At 43.9% G+C, this 16,917-nt stretch carries 13 protein-coding genes; 8 read left to right on the top strand and 5 right to left on the bottom strand.

The annotated features are described in order from the left end of the window. Window positions 1-160: 160 nt before the first annotated feature. Complete coding sequence (locus BW976_RS14615) at window positions 161-679, bottom strand: thermonuclease family protein (protein WP_076374059.1); 519 nt, start codon at window positions 677-679, stop codon at window positions 161-163. Window positions 680-827: 148 nt separating this feature from the next. Between BW976_RS14615 and BW976_RS14610 the strand changes: the two genes are divergently transcribed. Together BW976_RS14610 and BW976_RS14605 are read left to right on the top strand one after the other, a co-directional pair. Next, the gene (locus BW976_RS14610; protein WP_076374058.1) at window positions 828-1,433 is read left to right on the top strand and encodes a DUF6624 domain-containing protein; all 606 of its coding nucleotides are present in this window, start codon (window positions 828-830) and stop codon (window positions 1,431-1,433) included. 75 nt (window positions 1,434-1,508) lie between these two features. Next, window positions 1,509-1,766 (top strand): (2Fe-2S) ferredoxin domain-containing protein, encoded by a 258-nt coding sequence (locus BW976_RS14605; protein ID WP_076374057.1) that lies wholly within the window; start codon window positions 1,509-1,511, stop codon window positions 1,764-1,766. A gap of 94 nt (window positions 1,767-1,860) precedes the next feature. Here BW976_RS14605 and BW976_RS14600 read toward each other — a convergent pair whose 3' ends face one another. Together BW976_RS14600 and BW976_RS14595 are read right to left on the bottom strand one after the other, a co-directional pair. After that, on the bottom strand, window positions 1,861-2,391 hold the full coding sequence (locus tag BW976_RS14600) for a ferritin (RefSeq protein ID WP_076374056.1): 531 nt from the start codon (window positions 2,389-2,391) through the stop codon (window positions 1,861-1,863). A 120-nt stretch (window positions 2,392-2,511) separates the two neighbouring features. After that, a complete protein-coding gene (locus tag BW976_RS14595) occupies window positions 2,512-2,874 on the bottom strand; it encodes a hypothetical protein (RefSeq protein ID WP_076374055.1) in 363 nt (120 codons plus the stop codon). A 216-nt stretch (window positions 2,875-3,090) separates the two neighbouring features. Here BW976_RS14595 and pgmB point away from each other — a divergent pair, with 216 nt between their 5' ends. The 5 genes from pgmB to BW976_RS14570 all read left to right on the top strand — a co-directional run bounded on the left by pgmB (window position 3,091) and on the right by BW976_RS14570 (window position 11,646). Continuing rightward, window positions 3,091-3,732, top strand: coding sequence for a beta-phosphoglucomutase (pgmB, locus tag BW976_RS14590; protein WP_076374054.1), 642 nt, complete (start codon window positions 3,091-3,093; stop codon window positions 3,730-3,732). A 110-nt stretch (window positions 3,733-3,842) separates the two neighbouring features. Beyond that, the gene (locus BW976_RS14585; RefSeq protein WP_076374053.1) at window positions 3,843-6,155 is read left to right on the top strand and encodes a glycoside hydrolase family 65 protein; all 2,313 of its coding nucleotides are present in this window, start codon (window positions 3,843-3,845) and stop codon (window positions 6,153-6,155) included. Between the two features lies 1 nt (window position 6,156). Further along, a complete protein-coding gene (locus BW976_RS14580) occupies window positions 6,157-7,140 on the top strand; it encodes an SRPBCC family protein (RefSeq protein ID WP_076374052.1) in 984 nt (327 codons plus the stop codon). Window positions 7,141-7,209: 69 nt separating this feature from the next. Beyond that, a complete protein-coding gene (locus tag BW976_RS14575) occupies window positions 7,210-8,913 on the top strand; it encodes an alpha-amylase family glycosyl hydrolase (protein ID WP_076374051.1) in 1,704 nt (567 codons plus the stop codon). A gap of 255 nt (window positions 8,914-9,168) precedes the next feature. After that, window positions 9,169-11,646 carry a glycoside hydrolase family 31 protein gene (locus BW976_RS14570; RefSeq protein ID WP_076374050.1) on the top strand — a complete coding sequence of 826 codons (2,478 nt, stop codon included), beginning with the start codon at window positions 9,169-9,171 and terminating at the stop codon, window positions 11,644-11,646. Window positions 11,647-12,062: 416 nt separating this feature from the next. On the opposite strand, the gene BW976_RS14560 is transcribed toward BW976_RS14570, so the two are convergent. Beyond that, entirely contained in the window at window positions 12,063-12,458 is a 396-nt protein-coding gene (locus BW976_RS14560) for a VOC family protein (protein WP_076374048.1), read from the bottom strand. 299 nt (window positions 12,459-12,757) lie between these two features. Next, window positions 12,758-14,062 (bottom strand): NRAMP family divalent metal transporter, encoded by a 1,305-nt coding sequence (locus BW976_RS14555; RefSeq protein WP_076374047.1) that lies wholly within the window; start codon window positions 14,060-14,062, stop codon window positions 12,758-12,760. Window positions 14,063-14,685: 623 nt separating this feature from the next. On the opposite strand from BW976_RS14555, the gene glgB reads away from it, so the two are divergent. Next, on the top strand, window positions 14,686-16,836 hold the full coding sequence (glgB, locus tag BW976_RS14550; RefSeq protein ID WP_076374046.1) for a 1,4-alpha-glucan branching protein GlgB: 2,151 nt from the start codon (window positions 14,686-14,688) through the stop codon (window positions 16,834-16,836). Window positions 16,837-16,917 lie beyond the last annotated feature (81 nt).

Here is a 16,917-nt window from a genome sequence, read left to right as displayed (position 1 = left end):
CAAGTATCAAGACCGATTGAATATCGATACATGTGGTTTAATTTAGTATCGGAATTTCAGACAGCGTGCCTAAAGCAAAGTAGTCTTGATACTTGATACTAATTACTTGACTTGCTATAAAGTTAATGTTTTAATATACATCCTCAAGCTTTGGTTTGTGCTAATAATGTTTTTTATAAGGATTATTATCGTAACCGGATGAACGGCCTTCTTTACGATACTCCCAGGGTGGGGTGGGATTGGCATCCTGCCAAAGGCCCAACTTATTTTTGCGGGCATTTTGTTCCAGTTGGGCTAATTCGGCGCTTTGTGAATAAGCTTTGTAATGCCAGGCAAAACCATTTTTTACCAGCTGATAATTGACATTGGTGCCATCGGGCAAAATGACCAGGGCAATCGTACGGCCGTAACGGTCTTTGGTATTGCCTATCAAGGTTACATCCTTACCAAAACAAAGATCGGAAGTGAATTTTTTGGCCGCTTTGCCAAAGGCTTGTGATTTTTCGGGGCAATCAATTTCAGCCAGGCGAACAGTAACTTGCTGGTTATCATTGCTGAGCAAGCCTATCGTATCACCATCTTTTATTTTAACTACTTTGTATTGGTTAGCAGGCTTAGGATTACAAGCCCAAAGGAATAGCAGACAGAGGAGAAGGCAGGTATGATACTTTTTGAACATTTCTCAAATGTGCATATTTTTTTACAATTGTTTGTTTTCAACGGTGCTTCCAGATTTCACCATTTAGACCTTAAATGTGCAGGTGATTTTCATTTTTTATTTTGAATAAACGTGATAATAACTATATCTTTAGTTATTAATTGCCTCTATGAGAATATTACTTGCCAAAACGTTGCTTATTATTGCGCTCCTCTGCGGATATTTTGCCATTACCCCACCGGCACAGGTTGTTAAAAAGAATACTGCGTTAATAAAACAGATCGACTCTATGTTTAAAACCGATCAATTCTGGCGTGTAGAGTTTACAAAAAGGTATCGGAAGGAGAAATCAGCTTACAGCGATGAAACTATTCAAAATAAATGGGAAGAAGCCGATCGGATCAATGAACTGAAAGCAAAGGCTATCATCAAAAAGTATGGTTATCCGGGTTATGACTTGGTTGGCAGCTCAAGTGATAGCTTTTGGGCCATTATACAACATTGCGATGATGACATACCTTTCCAGGAGCGAGCGCTTGCTTTAATGAAGCAGCAAATGGTTAAAAATAATGCCAGCAAAAGGAACTACGCTTACCTTATTGACAGAGTTTTGGTTAATAAAGATCAGAAGCAAATTTATGGTACGCAGCTATCCCGTGATAATAAAACCGGAAAGTTTTCGCCATTTCCACTGAAAGATCCCAAATCCGTTGATAAGCTTCGTAAGGAGGTTGGCCTTGAGCCACTTGCCGTGTATATAAAAAACTTTCAATAATTTGCTGACTGCGCAAGTGGAACTTTATTGTTTTATCTTTGTTGCTTTAATGTTAACCATAAATGAAGTATCCTGATGGGGAAATTTACGATACCAGACAAAGTACTGTATGTATGCGTTGGTAGCAAATGCGGCAAGAGGGGTGGCAAGGATATGTTTAAACTGGCTAAAGCATATGCCAAACATCATCACGGACCCGAGGAGATAGAAGTAATAGAGACGGAATGTACCGACAGGTGTAAATATGCCCCCATATGCAGCATCCAACCGGGCAATACCTGGTTGAAGGAATATCACCCTAAAGATGTATTGAAGCTGATGGATTTGATATAAAACCCCCAAGACTTTTGAAAATAAAAATGTCCTTCTGCAAACGCAAAAGGACATTTTTTTATAGCCCTCTCCTTTGGGGAGGGTTGGGAGGGGTCTACGCCTCGCTATTATAGGTAATCTGACCAACGTTTTTGTCAATTTGCCATCTGCCGGTACCTTCTTCGCCAATAACTTCAAACAGCTCAAGGGCACGACGGGCTTTGTATTCTTCTTCACGTTGTTCTTTCAGGAACCAGTTCAGGAACTCCATGGTCACAAAATCTTGTTCTTTCATGCAACGGGCATAAATGTTTTTGATAGATTGTGTAACACTGATTTCCTGGTCCAAAGCTTCTTCAAATACTTCACGGAAAGAGTTATATTCCTGTTTAATGCCGGTAACTTCCGGTGATATAGCGTTGCCGCCCATATCCAGGATATATTTATAAAATTTTAACTGGTGAACTCTCTCTTCTTCGGCTTGTTTAAAAAAGTAGTCAGAAGAAAAGTCGTAACCGTTACGGTTACACCAGGAAGCCATAGATAAATATATAGATGAAGACAGGGCTTCTTTTTTTACTTGTTGATTTAAGAGCGCTTCAATTTCTGTTGAAATGAGGCTTTTTATGCGGAGTAGATCTTTCATAGTTTTATTAAATTGAACAGTAATATTAACGTGTTGCAAGTATTACGATACAATAATAGTGCTATAAGTTAATATAACTATAATTTAATAATAATATGAATTTAGTATTAGTCTAAATAGTTAACTGGCTATGCTACAGAGACGTTCATGCAGGATATGATTTAACTCCAGCATGACAAAAGTGCCTTCCAATAATTCTTTCAGAGCGATGATCTGTAGTAATGAAAGTACGTAGCAATGATCGCAGGCGCAGATAAAAATGATCTCCACATCAGGATCTTTGGTGGTGTTAAGCAAAGTTTGCTCAATATCGATATGATAAACCGCTTTACGCAGCTTTAACAGGCAGCGGTAATCGAATTTGGCAACCTTGCCCGCAAAATCAACATACCAGCAACGCTCGGCATCGCATTGGTAAATGGCTCCTGCCGATGTTTTAAAAACATCTGTCCAGTGGGTGGTTGTTGTAATGGTGGTTATCATATCCGGGCACAAAGATTATTATTATTTATAATTAATCCAAATAAAGGAGTTGTTTTTTATTAACATAGCTCAGGGAAGGCATAAAAAGCTGATGCCGATACTGGATTTGAGATTTTTGGAGCAAGGAGCAAAGATTTTTTCTTTTGTCATTTCTCCAAAAATCTTTGTTCCCCCAATCCAAAAACAATACTTTAGAGCTCACATACACAGTATAAAATGAACAACATTAAAGCTTGTATTTTTGATCTCGACGGTGTAATTGTTGATACAGCCATATACCATTATAAAGCCTGGCGACGCCTGGCCAATTCCCTGGGTTTTGATTTTACCGAGCAACAGAACGAACAGTTGAAAGGCGTAAGCCGCGTACGATCGTTACAACTGATACTGGGCTGGGGCGGCATAACTAAGACCGAGGCCGAACAGGAGCAACTGGCCACACAGAAAAATACCTGGTATGTAGAAATGATAAACCAGATGACGCCCGCCGAAATACTGCCCGGAGCACGCGAGTTTGTGCAAAGCTGTCGCGACGCGGGTATTAAAACCGCGTTGGGGTCGGCCAGTAAAAACTCCATGACTATTTTGGAGAAATTGCAGATTGTACACCTGTTTGATGCTATTATCGACGGTAATAAAGTGACTAAGGCTAAACCCGATCCCGAAGTGTTTTTAAAAGGTGCAGAGGCACTGGGTATTGAACCGCAATATTGCGTGGTGTTTGAGGATGCCATTGCCGGTGTGGAGGCTGCCAAAGCAGGCGGCATGAAAGCCATTGGCATAGGCGACCCGAAGGTGCTATACGAAGCCGACCTGGTGGTGAGCGGTCTTAAGGAGATGACTTTAGATAAATTATAATAATACTCATGTCATTGCGAGGAAGAATGATGAAGCAATCTCATAACATGCATGGTTTAAACAGACGATGAGATTACTACGCAATGACTTGAATACCATAGTACTATCACATGAAAAACTACATCAAACCTGATGAGTGGAGCATTATTGAAGAGGGCTTCGATCCGCAACATCATCAAATATCGGAGAGTATATTTAGTTTGGGTAATGGCCGCATGGGCCAGCGGGCTAATTTTGAGGAAGCTTACAGCGGTCAATCATTACAGGGTAATTATGTGGCCGGGGTTTATTATCCCGACAAAACCCGTGTAGGCTGGTGGAAGAACGGCTATCCCGAATACTTTGCCAAAGTGCTTAACGCTGCTAACTGGACGATCATCGATATTAACCTCGATGGCGAGCAACTCGACCTGGCCAACTGTGTAGTAAGCAATTTTCGCCGGGAACTGAATATGAAACAGGGCTACCTAAAAAGAAACTTCAGTGCTAAAACGGCCAACGGTAAAGCGGTGGAGGTAGAAGCCATCCGCTTTTGCAGTATGGTTGATGATGAGGCAGCAGCTATAAAATATACCATCACTCCCGTTAATTTTAGCGGTAACATTACCCTGACACCCGCCATCGACGGTGATGTGGTAAACAAAGATTCCAACTACGACGAAAAGTTTTGGGACGAAGTAAGCAAAGCCAATCAACCCGATGGCGGCTACGTGCTGATGCGCACCAAAAAAACAGGCTTCGAAGTAGCCACAGGCATGAAGTTTAGTCTTTTGCAAAACGGACAGTTAATACAACCACAGGTAGAAGCTATCGCCAGAGAAAAATATGTAGCTTCGGCTATAACTGTACAGGCACAACAGGGGCGAAGCATCAGCATTATAAAGTACGTAGCTAATTTATCTTCCCAAAACCATAAGCCGGAAAATCTGGTAGCTAATCTGAATGATACCCTAAATCGCATTGTCGCCAAAGGCTTTGATACCATGCTGGCCGAACAAGCGGCGGCCTGGGCCAAAAAATGGGAGCGTAATGATATTATTATCGAGGGTGATGTATCCGCGCAGCAGGCTATCCGCTTTAATATATTTCAGCTCAACCAAACCTATACCGGTGAAGACGATCGCCTGAACATCGGCCCCAAAGGGTTTACGGGCGAAAAATACGGCGGCTCTACCTATTGGGATACAGAAGCCTATTGTGTGCCCTTTTACCTGGCCACCGCCGATCAGAAGGTAACCCGTAATTTGCTCCTGTATCGTTACAAGCAATTGGGGAAAGCCATTGAGAACGGGGCGCTACTGGGCTTTAAGGATGGCGCAGCTTTATATCCGATGGTTACCATGGATGGCACCGAATGCCATAACGAATGGGAAATCACTTTTGAGGAGATTCACCGCAACGGGGCTATTGCTTATGCCATTTTTAACTATGTACGTTATACTGCCGATGAAGCCTACCTGGTCGATTATGGCTTGGAAGTACTGATAGCCATAGCCCGTTTTTGGTCGCAAAGGGTAAGCTGGTCGCAGGCTAAGGAGCAATATGTAATGCTGGGCGTAACCGGGCCAAATGAATACGAAAACAACATCAACAACAACTGGTACACCAGCACGCTGGCTACCTGGTGCATGGGATACGCTATGGAGGTTATCGAAAAGGTAAAAGTTGCAGATAAAGCCAAATATGATGCTTTGGCAGCGAGAATAAATTTTGACGAAGCCACCGAAACATCGAGGTATCAGCACATCATCGAAAAAATGTACTACGGCTACGACGAAAAACTACAGGTGTTTTTGCAGCAGGATGGTTACCTGGACAAAGAACAGATCCTGGTGAAAGACCTGCCCAAGGCCGATCGCCCGCTGAACCAGAAATGGAGCTGGGACAGGATCCTGCGGTCGTGCTATATCAAACAGGCTGATGTGTTGCAGGGAATTTATTTTTTTGAAGACAGGTACGATCTGGAAACCATCCGCCGTAACTTTGATTTTTATGAGCCGCGCACCGTGCATGAGTCGTCCTTATCGCCTTGTGTACACGCCATATTAGCTGCCAAACTAGGCGACGAGGCCCGGGCCTACGAATTTTACCTGCGCACCGCCCGTCTGGATCTGGACGATTATAATAATGATACCGAGGATGGCTGTCACATTACCTCAATGGCCGGCACCTGGATGTCGGTAGTAGAAGGTTTTGGAGGCATGCGTGTGCGCGATGGTAAGCTGTCTTTCCAGCCTTTCATCCCTGCAAAATGGTCGTCGTTTTCCTTTCATATCGGTTTTTGTGGAGCATTGCTGAATGTTAAAGTAAGTAAGGATGGCGTGCAGATTAAAAATACTTCGGATAAATCAACTACGGTGGTGGTTTATGGTAGGGAGCAAACCATTACCGCTAATGCAGAAATAAAGGTTAATATCCATTAAAATGAATAAAACACAGCGTATCATCCTGGCTGTTATCGCCGCGGTTGCTTTTGCTTTAATCATGAGAGGCTTATTTGCTCTGGGGCTGCACGGGCTTTACAGCGTAATGACGGTTACTTTTTTGCTGGGCCTGCCATTTGGCGTGGGGTTTTTAACTGTTTATTTATGTAAAACCGAAACCATAGCGTATTCGGCAGCGGCCTTTTTTATACCATTTATCCCCATATTCATTTTCTTTATCATAACCCTTTGTTTAAAAATTGAAGGCATGGCCTGCTGGCTCATGATCATGCCCATTTTTTTAATCATGGCAGGGTTAGGCGGTATCACTGCCCGGCATTTTAAATTAAAAAAGTGGAATAAAAATAAAGGGTTTGTTTATGTGGTACTGTTACTGCCGTTTTTTCTGGCGCCAATAGAAAAAATGATAGGAGCAATTCCCGGTACTTATCAAGCCTATACCGAAATTGATATTCGGGCCTCTAAAGATCAGATCTGGAAGAACGTAACCCGTGTACGGGCAATTGATCAAAAACAGGATAGCGCAGCCTTTACTCGTTTTTTAGGTTTCCCAAGACCGATTAAAGCAGAGCTGGATAAAGAAGCAGTAGGTGGTAAACGAAAAGCCATATTTGATAAAGGTTTGGTATTTGACGAGGTAGTAACCGCCTATAAACCGCTTCAATCCATGACTTTTACCATTCATGCTAATCCGTATGATATCCCGTCAACTACAATGGATAAGCATATTGTAGTTGGTGGTGATTTTTTTGATGTGCTTAACGGAACCTATCAGTTAGAGCAAGTAGATCCACATCATTGTAAATTGCGATTGTTCAGTACCTTTAAATTAAGTACTACATTTAATTTTTATGCGGGTATCTGGGCCTCCTGGATCATGAAGGATATCCAGCAAAATATATTAAAAGTGATCAAAGAACGGTCGGAGTCGGCGGATGTTCCAATAGCGTCCTTACACCAATAAACAATCATTTCCAAACAAAATCCCGTAAAAAGTCTTGATACTTGATACTCGTTACTTGATACTAAAAGAATGGATAAACTCATCATATATCAATTACTGCCCCGTCTGTTTGGCAATGCGCAAATACGTAATAAAGTCAACGGTTCAATCGAAGAAAATGGCGTTGGTAAACTGAACAACATCAGCGATAAAGCGCTACAGGAAATCAAGGCCATGAGTTTTACCCATGTATGGTATACCGGCGTTATCGAACACGCCACCATGACCGATTATACCGCTAATGGTATTGCCAATGACGATCCGGATATTGTGAAAGGCAGAGCTGGCTCGCCTTATGCCATTAAGGATTATTATGACGTAGCGCCCGATCTGGCGGTTGATGTCAACAACCGCATAGCCGAATACGAGGCTTTGATACAACGCACCCATAACAATGGCCTTAAAGTGATCATGGACCTGGTGCCCAACCATGTGGCCCGCACCTATGCCTCGGATGTAAAGCCAGCGGATGTTCGCGATTTTGGGCAGGACGACGATAAAAGCAAAGCTTTCGATCCCCGGAACGATTTTTATTATATCCCCGGCCAGTCTTTTGTAGTGCCATCGGGTTACAATCCCGGTGGGGATGAGTTTCAGAGCCCCTTGAAAGACGGCCGCTTTGACGAGAACCCCGCTAAGGCTACTGGCAATGATGTGTTCAGCGCCAGGCCGTCTATCAACGACTGGTTCGAGACTATGAAACTCAATTATGGGGTCGATTACATGAACGGCCGTTACGGTCATTTCGACCCGATACCTCCCCTCTGGAACAAGATCTATGATATCCTAGACTTTTGGAGTAAAAAAGGCATAGATGGCTATCGCTGTGATATGGTGGAGATGGTACCCACCGAATTTTGGGCCTGGGTGATACCCAAGTTAAAAGCAGCCTATCCCGGTACCATATTTATCGGCGAAGCCTACGACAAAAACAAATATGGCGACTATATTTCCAGAGGCGGCTTTGATTACCTGTATGATAAGGTGGGTTTGTACGATGCTATCCGTCGGCTAACCCGTAACGATTATGGCGCCAGTACCTGGGAGATCAACAACGTATGGAATACCCATTGTCATGGTATCGACCAGCATATGCTGCGCTTTATGGAAAACCATGATGAACAGCGCATCGCCTCCCGCTATTTTGCCGGCGACGCCTGGCTGGCCGTGCCCGGTATGATTGTGACGGCAACGATGAACACAGGCCCGGTCATGATCTATTCAGGCCAGGAAGTGGGCGAACCTGCCTTGGGTAACCAAGGTTTTAGTGGAGATGACGGACGTACCTCTATCTTTGATTATTGTGGTGTGCCCGAACATCAGAAATGGCTCAATAACGGTGCATTTGATGGCGTAAACCTGTCCGAAAGTCAGCAAAACCTGCGCGGTTTCTATCAAAAACTATTGCTAAGTGTGAAGAATAACGAAGCATTAAGCAACGGACTTTTTTATGAACTGATGATGGCCAACGAGCACCAACCCGGCTTTGATCAGTTATTATACATCTACCTGCGCTACACCGCCGAACAGCGCGTACTGGTGATCGCCAATTTTAACCGGACTGAACGTGCAATAATAGTTAAACTGCCAGACGATCTGCTCAATAAATTAAACATCAGCGGCAAAACAGCATTTACCGATCTGCTCAGCGGGGTAAAATTCAACACCGTTGATATCAGAAATGGAGTGCAGGTGAAAGTGCTGGCCTCGGGTGGGCTGTTACTGGCGTTTTAAAAGCCCCCTCTAAATCTCCCCCGGAAGGGGAGACTTTTGGGAAGTATTTTAAGCCCTCCCTTCCGGGGAGGGTTGGGAGGGGCTCTTCCGCCATGTTTACCCCCTGCCAATAAAAATTCGATATAAAAATTAAATTAAATTTATGAGAAATTGCATTTAATGGCACGGTTAATGATTTTTCATTAATTCAATAGTCGTATATTGCGTAGTAAGTACACTTTATACATATTTGTAGCAGACCCCTAATAGATTTGAATGGAAAGTAATATACCAAATGAGGAGCTGATACCTCGTAAATTAGTTGAAGCGGAACACATAATTGAGGAAGAAGATGAGGAGTTTCATCACCTCAATAACCCGGCTGATGCTATAAAGCCCATCATCAAGAAGTACCTCGGTACGCCTAATCATGCCGAGCAGTTGGGGAATAAATTTTACCTTACCGATGGCGACGCGAAAGTGGAGGTGGTAGTAGTGACTGACGAGATCATCCGGATCAGGGTTGCCCCGCATGGCGTTTTCCTGGAAGATTTTTCCTACGCGGTTCCCAAACTGGAACATAATGCCGCAGAATTTACCCTGTTTGAAGATGAGCTTGAGTTTCGGATAGCCACTAAATCGATAAACTGTCATATCCGTAAAAAGGACTTTTTTATATCATTTTCTGATCAAAACAGTCATGTAACCAGTACCGATGCTGTGCCTATGCACTGGGAAGAGAATGTGAAGTTTGGCGGTTACTATGTTTTCTGTACCAAAACCTGCCATCCAGACGAAAGCTTTTTTGGCCTGGGCGATAAACCAACTGAGTTTAACCTGCGTGGCAAACGCTTAAAAAACTGGAACACCGACGCTTATTCGTTTCAGTGGAACCAGGATCCGCTTTACCGCAGTATTCCGTTTTACATCAGTGTAAATGAAGGTATCGCGCACGGTATTTTCTTTGATAATACGTTTAAGGCGCAGTTTGATTTTGGCGGCGAAGATACCACCAAAACAAGTTTCTGGGCAGATGGAGGCGAATTGCAATATTACTACATCCACGGTCCGCACATGATGGACGTGGTAAAAAGCTATCATATTTTAACAGGAACACATCCCATGCCACCACTTTGGGCGCTGGGCTATCACCAGTGCCGTTGGAGCTATTATCCCGAGGCCAAGGTGAAAAAGATTGCCAGGGGTTTCCGTGAAAATAAGATTCCATGCGATGGTCTGTACCTGGATATTGATTATATGGATGGTTACCGCTGTTTTACCTGGAACCGCAAATATTTCCCTGATCCTAAAAAAATGATCAGCGAACTGGCCGCCGACGGGTTTAAAACCGTAGTGATCATTGACCCGGGAATACGGGTTGACGATAACTATGCCGTGTTTAAGGAAGGTAAGGAGAAAAGATATTTCTGCCGCCGCAGTGATGATTATTTTATGGAGGGCCACGTTTGGCCGGGTCGCTGTCAGTTTCCTGATTTTACCAATCCAGAGGTACGTACCTGGTGGGGCGGTTTGTTTGACGAACTGGTACAGATGGGCGTAGCCGGTGTTTGGAACGATATGAACGAACCCGCCGTATTTGGCGCGGGTACTTTCCCCGATGATGTGCGCCATCAGTACGATGGTTTCCGCGGATCGCATCGTAAAGCACATAACATATATGGCATGCAAATGGTACGCTCCACTTATGAGGGTTTGCGTAGCATCATGAAAAATAAGCGCCCTTTTACCATTACCAGGGCGGGTTACTCGGGTGTACAGCGTTATTCATCTGTGTGGACGGGCGATAACGTGGCTTCCTGGGAGCACCTTAAATTAGGTAATATCCAATGTCAGCGTCTTTCCGTGTCGGGCATACCGTTTTGCGGTACCGATATAGGCGGCTTTAGCGGCGAGCCAGATGGCGAACTGTTTACCCGCTGGATCCAGATGGGGACTTTCTCACCTTTCATGCGCGCGCACTCGGCGGGTGATACCAAGGAGCGTGAGCCCTGGAGTTTTGGGGAACCATTTACCGCCATCAACCGCAAGTTTATCGAGTTGCGGTATAAACTGATGCCTTACTTTTACTCTACCTTTTGGGAGCATCACCGTTATGGTTTCCCGATATTAAGGCCGATAGTAATGCATGAGCAGGATGTGAAATTAAACCACTTCCGCCAGGATGAGTTTACATATGGCGATAAGATATTGGTTTGCCCGGTAATGGAGCCGGGACAAACCAGCCGTAACGTGTATTTACCCAAAGGCAAATGGTTTAATTTTTGGAGCCACGAAATTGTAGAAGGGGGCAAAGAAGTAACCGTAGACACACCGCTGGAAACCATACCGCTGTTTGTAAAAGCCGGTTCGGTAATACCAGAATACCCGGTAATGCAATACGTGGGCGAGCATGAAATAGAAGAAGTAAAACAAAATATCTATTATTCAGACTATGAAGTGAACTCCTTCCTGTTTGAGGATTATGGCGAAACCTTTGCTTATGAGCAGGATATTTACCTTGAGAAAAAGTTTGTGGTAAACGGCAATTCCCGCCAGATGACCATTCACCAAAGTATGGAGGGTCTGTATACCCCGCGTTATGAAGGCTATCACCTCAATATCATTGGTCTGCCATTTAAGCCAGGCAAAATACTAGCCGATGGCAAAGTAGTCAGCGACTTCATCATCAATACCGATGGTACGGTAGAGTTTAAGTTCAGCAAGAATTTCAAACACATCGAAATTTTAAAATAAATCAAAAGGCCCCAAACGGGGCCTTTTGATTATCTATTCCACGCGTCATTGAGCCCCACCCAACCCTCCCCGGAAGGGAGGGCTTTAAAATATTTCGAAAAGTCCCCCCTTCCGGGGGAGATTTAGAGGGGGCTCTTTGCTTCGTACCTCGCAATGACGTGTGAAGAAAATATTCAGCTTATGGTCGGTGTTATCTCCGCACCATCCGTCGAACACGATATCTGAATTTTTCAGTTTCCTCTGCCGTCGCTGGGCTCCAGCCGAGTGACCACTATCGCCCGGCCTCCGGCCGCAGTAAAAATCAGGGTTATATTTGAATCGCAGGCCAGAGGCCTGTAAATAATCGTCACGCGGCAGGAGCCGAGCGACGGCGAAAGAGTTTAACATTCCGCGGAAGTAAGAAAAGATCTCAAAACTTAATTAAATCGTTCAGCAGCTTCAGCAGAAACAGGGGTAAAAAAGTTAACTAAATTACCCTCTGGATCGCGAAATAATAAGGAGCGATTACCCCAGGGCATCGTTGTTGGCTCTTGAATGATGTCATTCAGTAAATCTTTAATTTTAGCATATTGATCATCAACGTCTGCCACGCGAAATTCTATAATCACGCTTTTGTTACTGGCGGCTTCAGCAAAGTCGTTCCCGAATAAGCTTAATGTCCGGGTACTGGCAATAGCTAAATTACTACCATCTGTAGTTATTTCTGCAAAGTCGTTCGTATACCATTTGGCGGGCAAACCAGTGATTTTTTCATAAAACGGTACCAGGTTTTTTATTTCGTTGGTGATAATTCTTAATGATGATAATTTCATAGTGGTATTATTTGATTGTTATTTACAAGCAAACATAAATGTACCTGATGACAACAGTATGTCAGGAGCATTTGTATAAATCCCGCTTTAATTTAAATCCCGCCTATGGCCGATGCTATCATCGCTATACCTGCAGTATTCTTCAATTCGCTCCCCACGGGAGGGGTGCGGCTGCCGGGGCGTAATGGCAGGGAGGGGTTTCTGTAAGCAGTATAAGCTTATCCCATAAATCCCTTCCTTCACTTCCCCGAGGAAGGAACCGCATATCGCCTGGTATAATCCCCCCTGTTTTAAAAGTTTTAAAAAGTAAAGAACATAGCAATAGCAGCGGTTCCCATAGCCACAAAAGTTACCCATAGTAAAATATTGGATAGAGGGCCGCTTCTGAACGTACCCATAATGTCTTTGTTTCGGGCTATCCGGGCTACCAAAAACAATAGGGGGACTGCCGCCACCCCATTTAATACGGCAGCATAAACGAGTGCCTTTACCGGATCAATACCAATAAAATTGATCAGCAAACCGATCAAAGTAGCCACGATGATCACCCCATAAAAACCACGTGCACGGTTTAATTTTAAATTCAGGCTGGCTTTCCAGCTTAATGCTTCGGCAACCGCATAAGCCGCCGAACCGGAAAGGACAGGAATGGCCAGCATGCCCAAACCAATAATTCCAATAGAAAAAATAAGCTTAGCCAGATAACCGGCATGCGGAAAAGATTTCACCAAAGGCTCCAAAGCCTTAGCTGCGTCGGCAGCCGTTTTAACATCTTTAATACCGCCGCCGTGTAATACGGTAGCTGCTACCAGGATAATGCACCAGGTAGTAATTTCTGAAATGACCATGCCTACATTATTATCTATCCTCATCCGGCTGATATCCCTGCGGTTCACCGGTCGTACAACAGCACCTTTTTTTAGGTGTTTTTCGGCCTGGTCCTCTATTTCCTGTGAAGCTTCCCAAAAGAACATATAAGGCGATATGGTGGTACCCAACACGCCGGTAATGATAAAAAGGAACTGAAAGTTAAATTCAATATGCGGAATTATTGACGCCTTGAGTACCGTAAGCCAGGGTTGATGTACCAAAAAAACGGTTATAGGGTAGGAGAGTAGCGCCAGGGCCAGCCATTTCAGTATACGCGAATAAACTTTATAATTGGTAAATATCTCCAATAGCAGGATAGTGCCGGTAAAAAACAACGTAATGGCTGCAAAGGGCAACGGTACCAATAATTGTGCAGCCGAAGCCATAGCGCCAATATCAGCACCGATATTAATGGTATTGGCAACAACAACCAGAGCCACCACACTGTACAGTACGGTTTTATTGTAGTGTATTTTTACTACCGCAGCAATCCCTTTTCCGGTAACCAGCCCTATCCTGGCGCAGGCCTCCTGAACCGCGGTCATAAAGGGTAGCATAAAAAGGGCCGTCCACAATTGCCCATAACCAAATTGAGCGCCCGTTTGCGAATACGTGGCAATACCCGACGGATCATCATCCGCAGCACCCGTGGTAAGGCCAGGTCCCAAAACCGTTAGGAACTTCCAGAGCTTTTTTTTGCTGTATCCGGGCTGGGGTTTGGTGGGCTCTTTCATGATATTTTATAGGTATTCATAGGTTATCATTCTTATTTTAAGGAGGGAGGTTTTATTGATTAAATATAAAATGATCTTTAACCTGATCAAGTTACCTTAAAATAACCTGAATGATGAAAGAATAATTGAATTTGGTGAGTATTATCACCGGCCCACTCCCACAGTCGCTCTATGAACTCTCCTCAAAATTTCGTATCTTTATAAACACCAGCCCGGTTTCCTCCAAAAGAGAGAACCGGGCTGTTTTGTTAAGGACAAAATAAGGCTAAAAATCAACCGTTTTGTATTTAGTTATTTGATAATCAATAAATTAATACTTTTTAAAGTTTTAAAAACTGCTCAAAACCACGTTGAAATTTGTTAAAAAGTGTTAAAATGAGGGTTTTTCAAGCAGTTTTTGACCCATTTTAGCCGCTTTTCGAGCAGAAAAGTGTTAAAATGAAAGGTTTAAAAAGTTTTTCAGGCCACCGGAGGGCAAGAGGTAATGATACCAAATAAGGGATCGAAGTATAATCTTTTAAATCAAATCAAAATCTTGCAAATCCTGTTATATTTGATAGCATATAAACCAAACATTCCCGTACATTGGGTTATTCTAAAATACCTTAACAGGTTATTACATCATGGCCAAACAAACAAAGAAAACCGAAACCCCGTTACCGGAAGCTAAACCTGTAAAAGAGAAGAAAGCCGTAAAAGCGGCTGATAAAAACGTAGTTACACCGGCAGAAAAGCCTGCAACAGCTAAAAAGGCCGCTGCAAAATCGAAACCTGCCGTTGCTGCTACGCTTGTGGCAAAAGTAAAGCCATCAACACTTAAAACGCATGTGATACTGAATGCTGTGGAGCCGTACAGCCGTTTTACAGATTTTGATATTAGTTTATTTAAATCGGGCAAGCACTACAAGCTGTATGAAAAGTTTGGCTCGCACGTGGTGGAATTTAACGGGGTTATTGGCACCTATTTCTCTGTTTGGGCGCCAAACGCGCAGTATGTATCGGTTATAGCCAACTTTAATGGCTGGAACCGGGGTTCGCATAGTTTAAATGCCCGCTGGGACTCGTCGGGTATCTGGGAGGGTTTTATCCCTAATGTGGGCGTGGGCGAAACCTATAAATATTATATCAAAGCATCAAGCGGTGAGGATCTGGAAAAGGCTGATCCATTTGCGTTGCGCTGGGAAGTACCACCAAGCACGGCTTCTATTGTTGCCGATACCTATTATGAGTGGAAGGATGCCGACTGGATGGCCAACCGACATGAACATAATGGCCTGCATAGGCCTTATAGCGTTTATGAGGTGCATCCGGGTTCATGGGCGCGCAGCCTGGAGAGTCCCGAAGAGTTTTTAACCTATACCCAACTGGCCGATAAGCTGGTGCCTTATGTAAAGGAAATGGGCTTTACACACGTAGAGCTGATGCCGATCATGGAATCGCCGTTTTACCCGAGCTGGGGATACCAGATCAGCGGATATTTTGCCGCCGCATCACGTTTTGGCGACCCGAAAGGGTTAATGTACCTGGTTGAGGAATTTCACAAGGCTGGTATAGGTGTAATACTGGATTGGGTACCTTCACATTTTCCGGGCGACGCCCATGCCTTATACAAATTTGATGGTACACACTTGTATGAACATGCCGACGATCGCAAAGGCTTTCACCCGGATTGGAAATCATATATATTCAACTATGGCCGTAATGAGGTAAGGGCTTTCCTGATCAGTAACGCCTTATTCTGGCTCGATCGTTACCATGCCGATGGCCTGCGTGTAGACGCGGTGGCCTCTATGCTATACCTGGATTACTCCCGTAAACAGGGCGAGTGGGAACCCAATATTTACGGCGGAAACGAAAACCTGGAAGCTGTTTCTTTCCTGAAAGAGTTTAATGAAGCTGTTTACAGTCACTTCCCATCGGTACAAACCATTGCCGAAGAATCTACCTCATTTACAGGGGTTAGCCGCCCGGTTTATTTAGGTGGTTTAGGGTTTGGTATGAAATGGATGATGGGATGGATGCATGATACCATAGGCTACTTTAGCGAAGATCCGATCAATCGTAAATATCATCATAACGAAATTACTTTTAGTACCATATATGCCTTTACCGAAAACTTTATGCTGCCTTTTTCGCATGATGAGGTGGTATATGGCAAAGGATCTATGCTGCGTAAAATGCCTGGCGATGAGTGGCAGCAGTTTGCCAATCTGCGTTTAATGTACAGCTATATGTTTACGCATCCGGGTACCAAACTGCTGTTTATGGGGGCTGAATTTGGCCAGGGCGATGAATGGAACTTTGGTCAGTCGTTACAATGGCATGTGCTGGAATATGCTAACCACCAGGGCATGAGCGAAACAGTAAAAGCGCTGAACCACCTGTACCGTGATGAGCCCGCCCTGTATCAGAAAGCCTTTGATTTTAGCGGGTTTGAATGGGTAGACGGTGGTAATGCCAATGACTCTATACTAGTTTACCGACGCATGGGCCACCTGGAAAAAGACGACATCATGATCATTCTGAATATGACCCCTGTACCGCGCCATAATTACCGTATAGGTGTGCCAGCTGGAGGCCAATGGAAAGAGATTTTTAACTCTGATGCTAAAAAATTCTGGGGTAGCGGCTTAACCAATCCGCAGGAAATAACCGCCGAAGCTCTAAAGTGGCATGGTAAGGATAATTCTATCGTAATTACCCTGCCGCCGCTTGGAGCTACTATATTTAAAATAGCGAAAGACACACCTGCCAAATATGAGCTGAAACGCTAACAGATTAAAAAAATCGATTAACAATGTAACCATTAACCGGGAATACCCGTTTAGCTCGGTTACATTGTTAACCGAATACCT

Origin of the sequence: Mucilaginibacter lappiensis (assembly GCF_900155965.1) — a bacterium.
Classification (GTDB): Bacteria; Bacteroidota; Bacteroidia; order Sphingobacteriales; family Sphingobacteriaceae; genus Mucilaginibacter; species Mucilaginibacter lappiensis.
This window is presented reverse-complemented; position numbering and strand designations above follow the sequence as displayed.

Bases quoted from the DNA above. Each gene is read 5' to 3' on its own strand.
- BW976_RS14615 (WP_076374059.1), bottom strand. From the start codon at position 679: ATGTTCAAAAAGTATCATACCTGCCTTCTCCTCTGTCTGCTATTCCTT.
- BW976_RS14610 (WP_076374058.1), top strand. From the start codon at position 828: ATGAGAATATTACTTGCCAAAACGTTGCTTATTATTGCGCTCCTCTGC.
- BW976_RS14605 (WP_076374057.1), top strand. From the start codon at position 1,509: ATGGGGAAATTTACGATACCAGACAAAGTACTGTATGTATGCGTTGGT.
- BW976_RS14600 (WP_076374056.1), bottom strand. From the start codon at position 2,391: ATGAAAGATCTACTCCGCATAAAAAGCCTCATTTCAACAGAAATTGAA.
- BW976_RS14595 (WP_076374055.1), bottom strand. From the start codon at position 2,874: ATGATAACCACCATTACAACAACCACCCACTGGACAGATGTTTTTAAA.
- pgmB (WP_076374054.1), top strand. From the start codon at position 3,091: ATGAACAACATTAAAGCTTGTATTTTTGATCTCGACGGTGTAATTGTT.
- BW976_RS14585 (WP_076374053.1), top strand. From the start codon at position 3,843: ATGAAAAACTACATCAAACCTGATGAGTGGAGCATTATTGAAGAGGGC.
- BW976_RS14580 (WP_076374052.1), top strand. From the start codon at position 6,157: ATGAATAAAACACAGCGTATCATCCTGGCTGTTATCGCCGCGGTTGCT.
- BW976_RS14575 (WP_076374051.1), top strand. From the start codon at position 7,210: ATGGATAAACTCATCATATATCAATTACTGCCCCGTCTGTTTGGCAAT.
- BW976_RS14570 (WP_076374050.1), top strand. From the start codon at position 9,169: ATGGAAAGTAATATACCAAATGAGGAGCTGATACCTCGTAAATTAGTT.
- BW976_RS14560 (WP_076374048.1), bottom strand. From the start codon at position 12,458: ATGAAATTATCATCATTAAGAATTATCACCAACGAAATAAAAAACCTG.
- BW976_RS14555 (WP_076374047.1), bottom strand. From the start codon at position 14,062: ATGAAAGAGCCCACCAAACCCCAGCCCGGATACAGCAAAAAAAAGCTC.
- glgB (WP_076374046.1), top strand. From the start codon at position 14,686: ATGGCCAAACAAACAAAGAAAACCGAAACCCCGTTACCGGAAGCTAAA.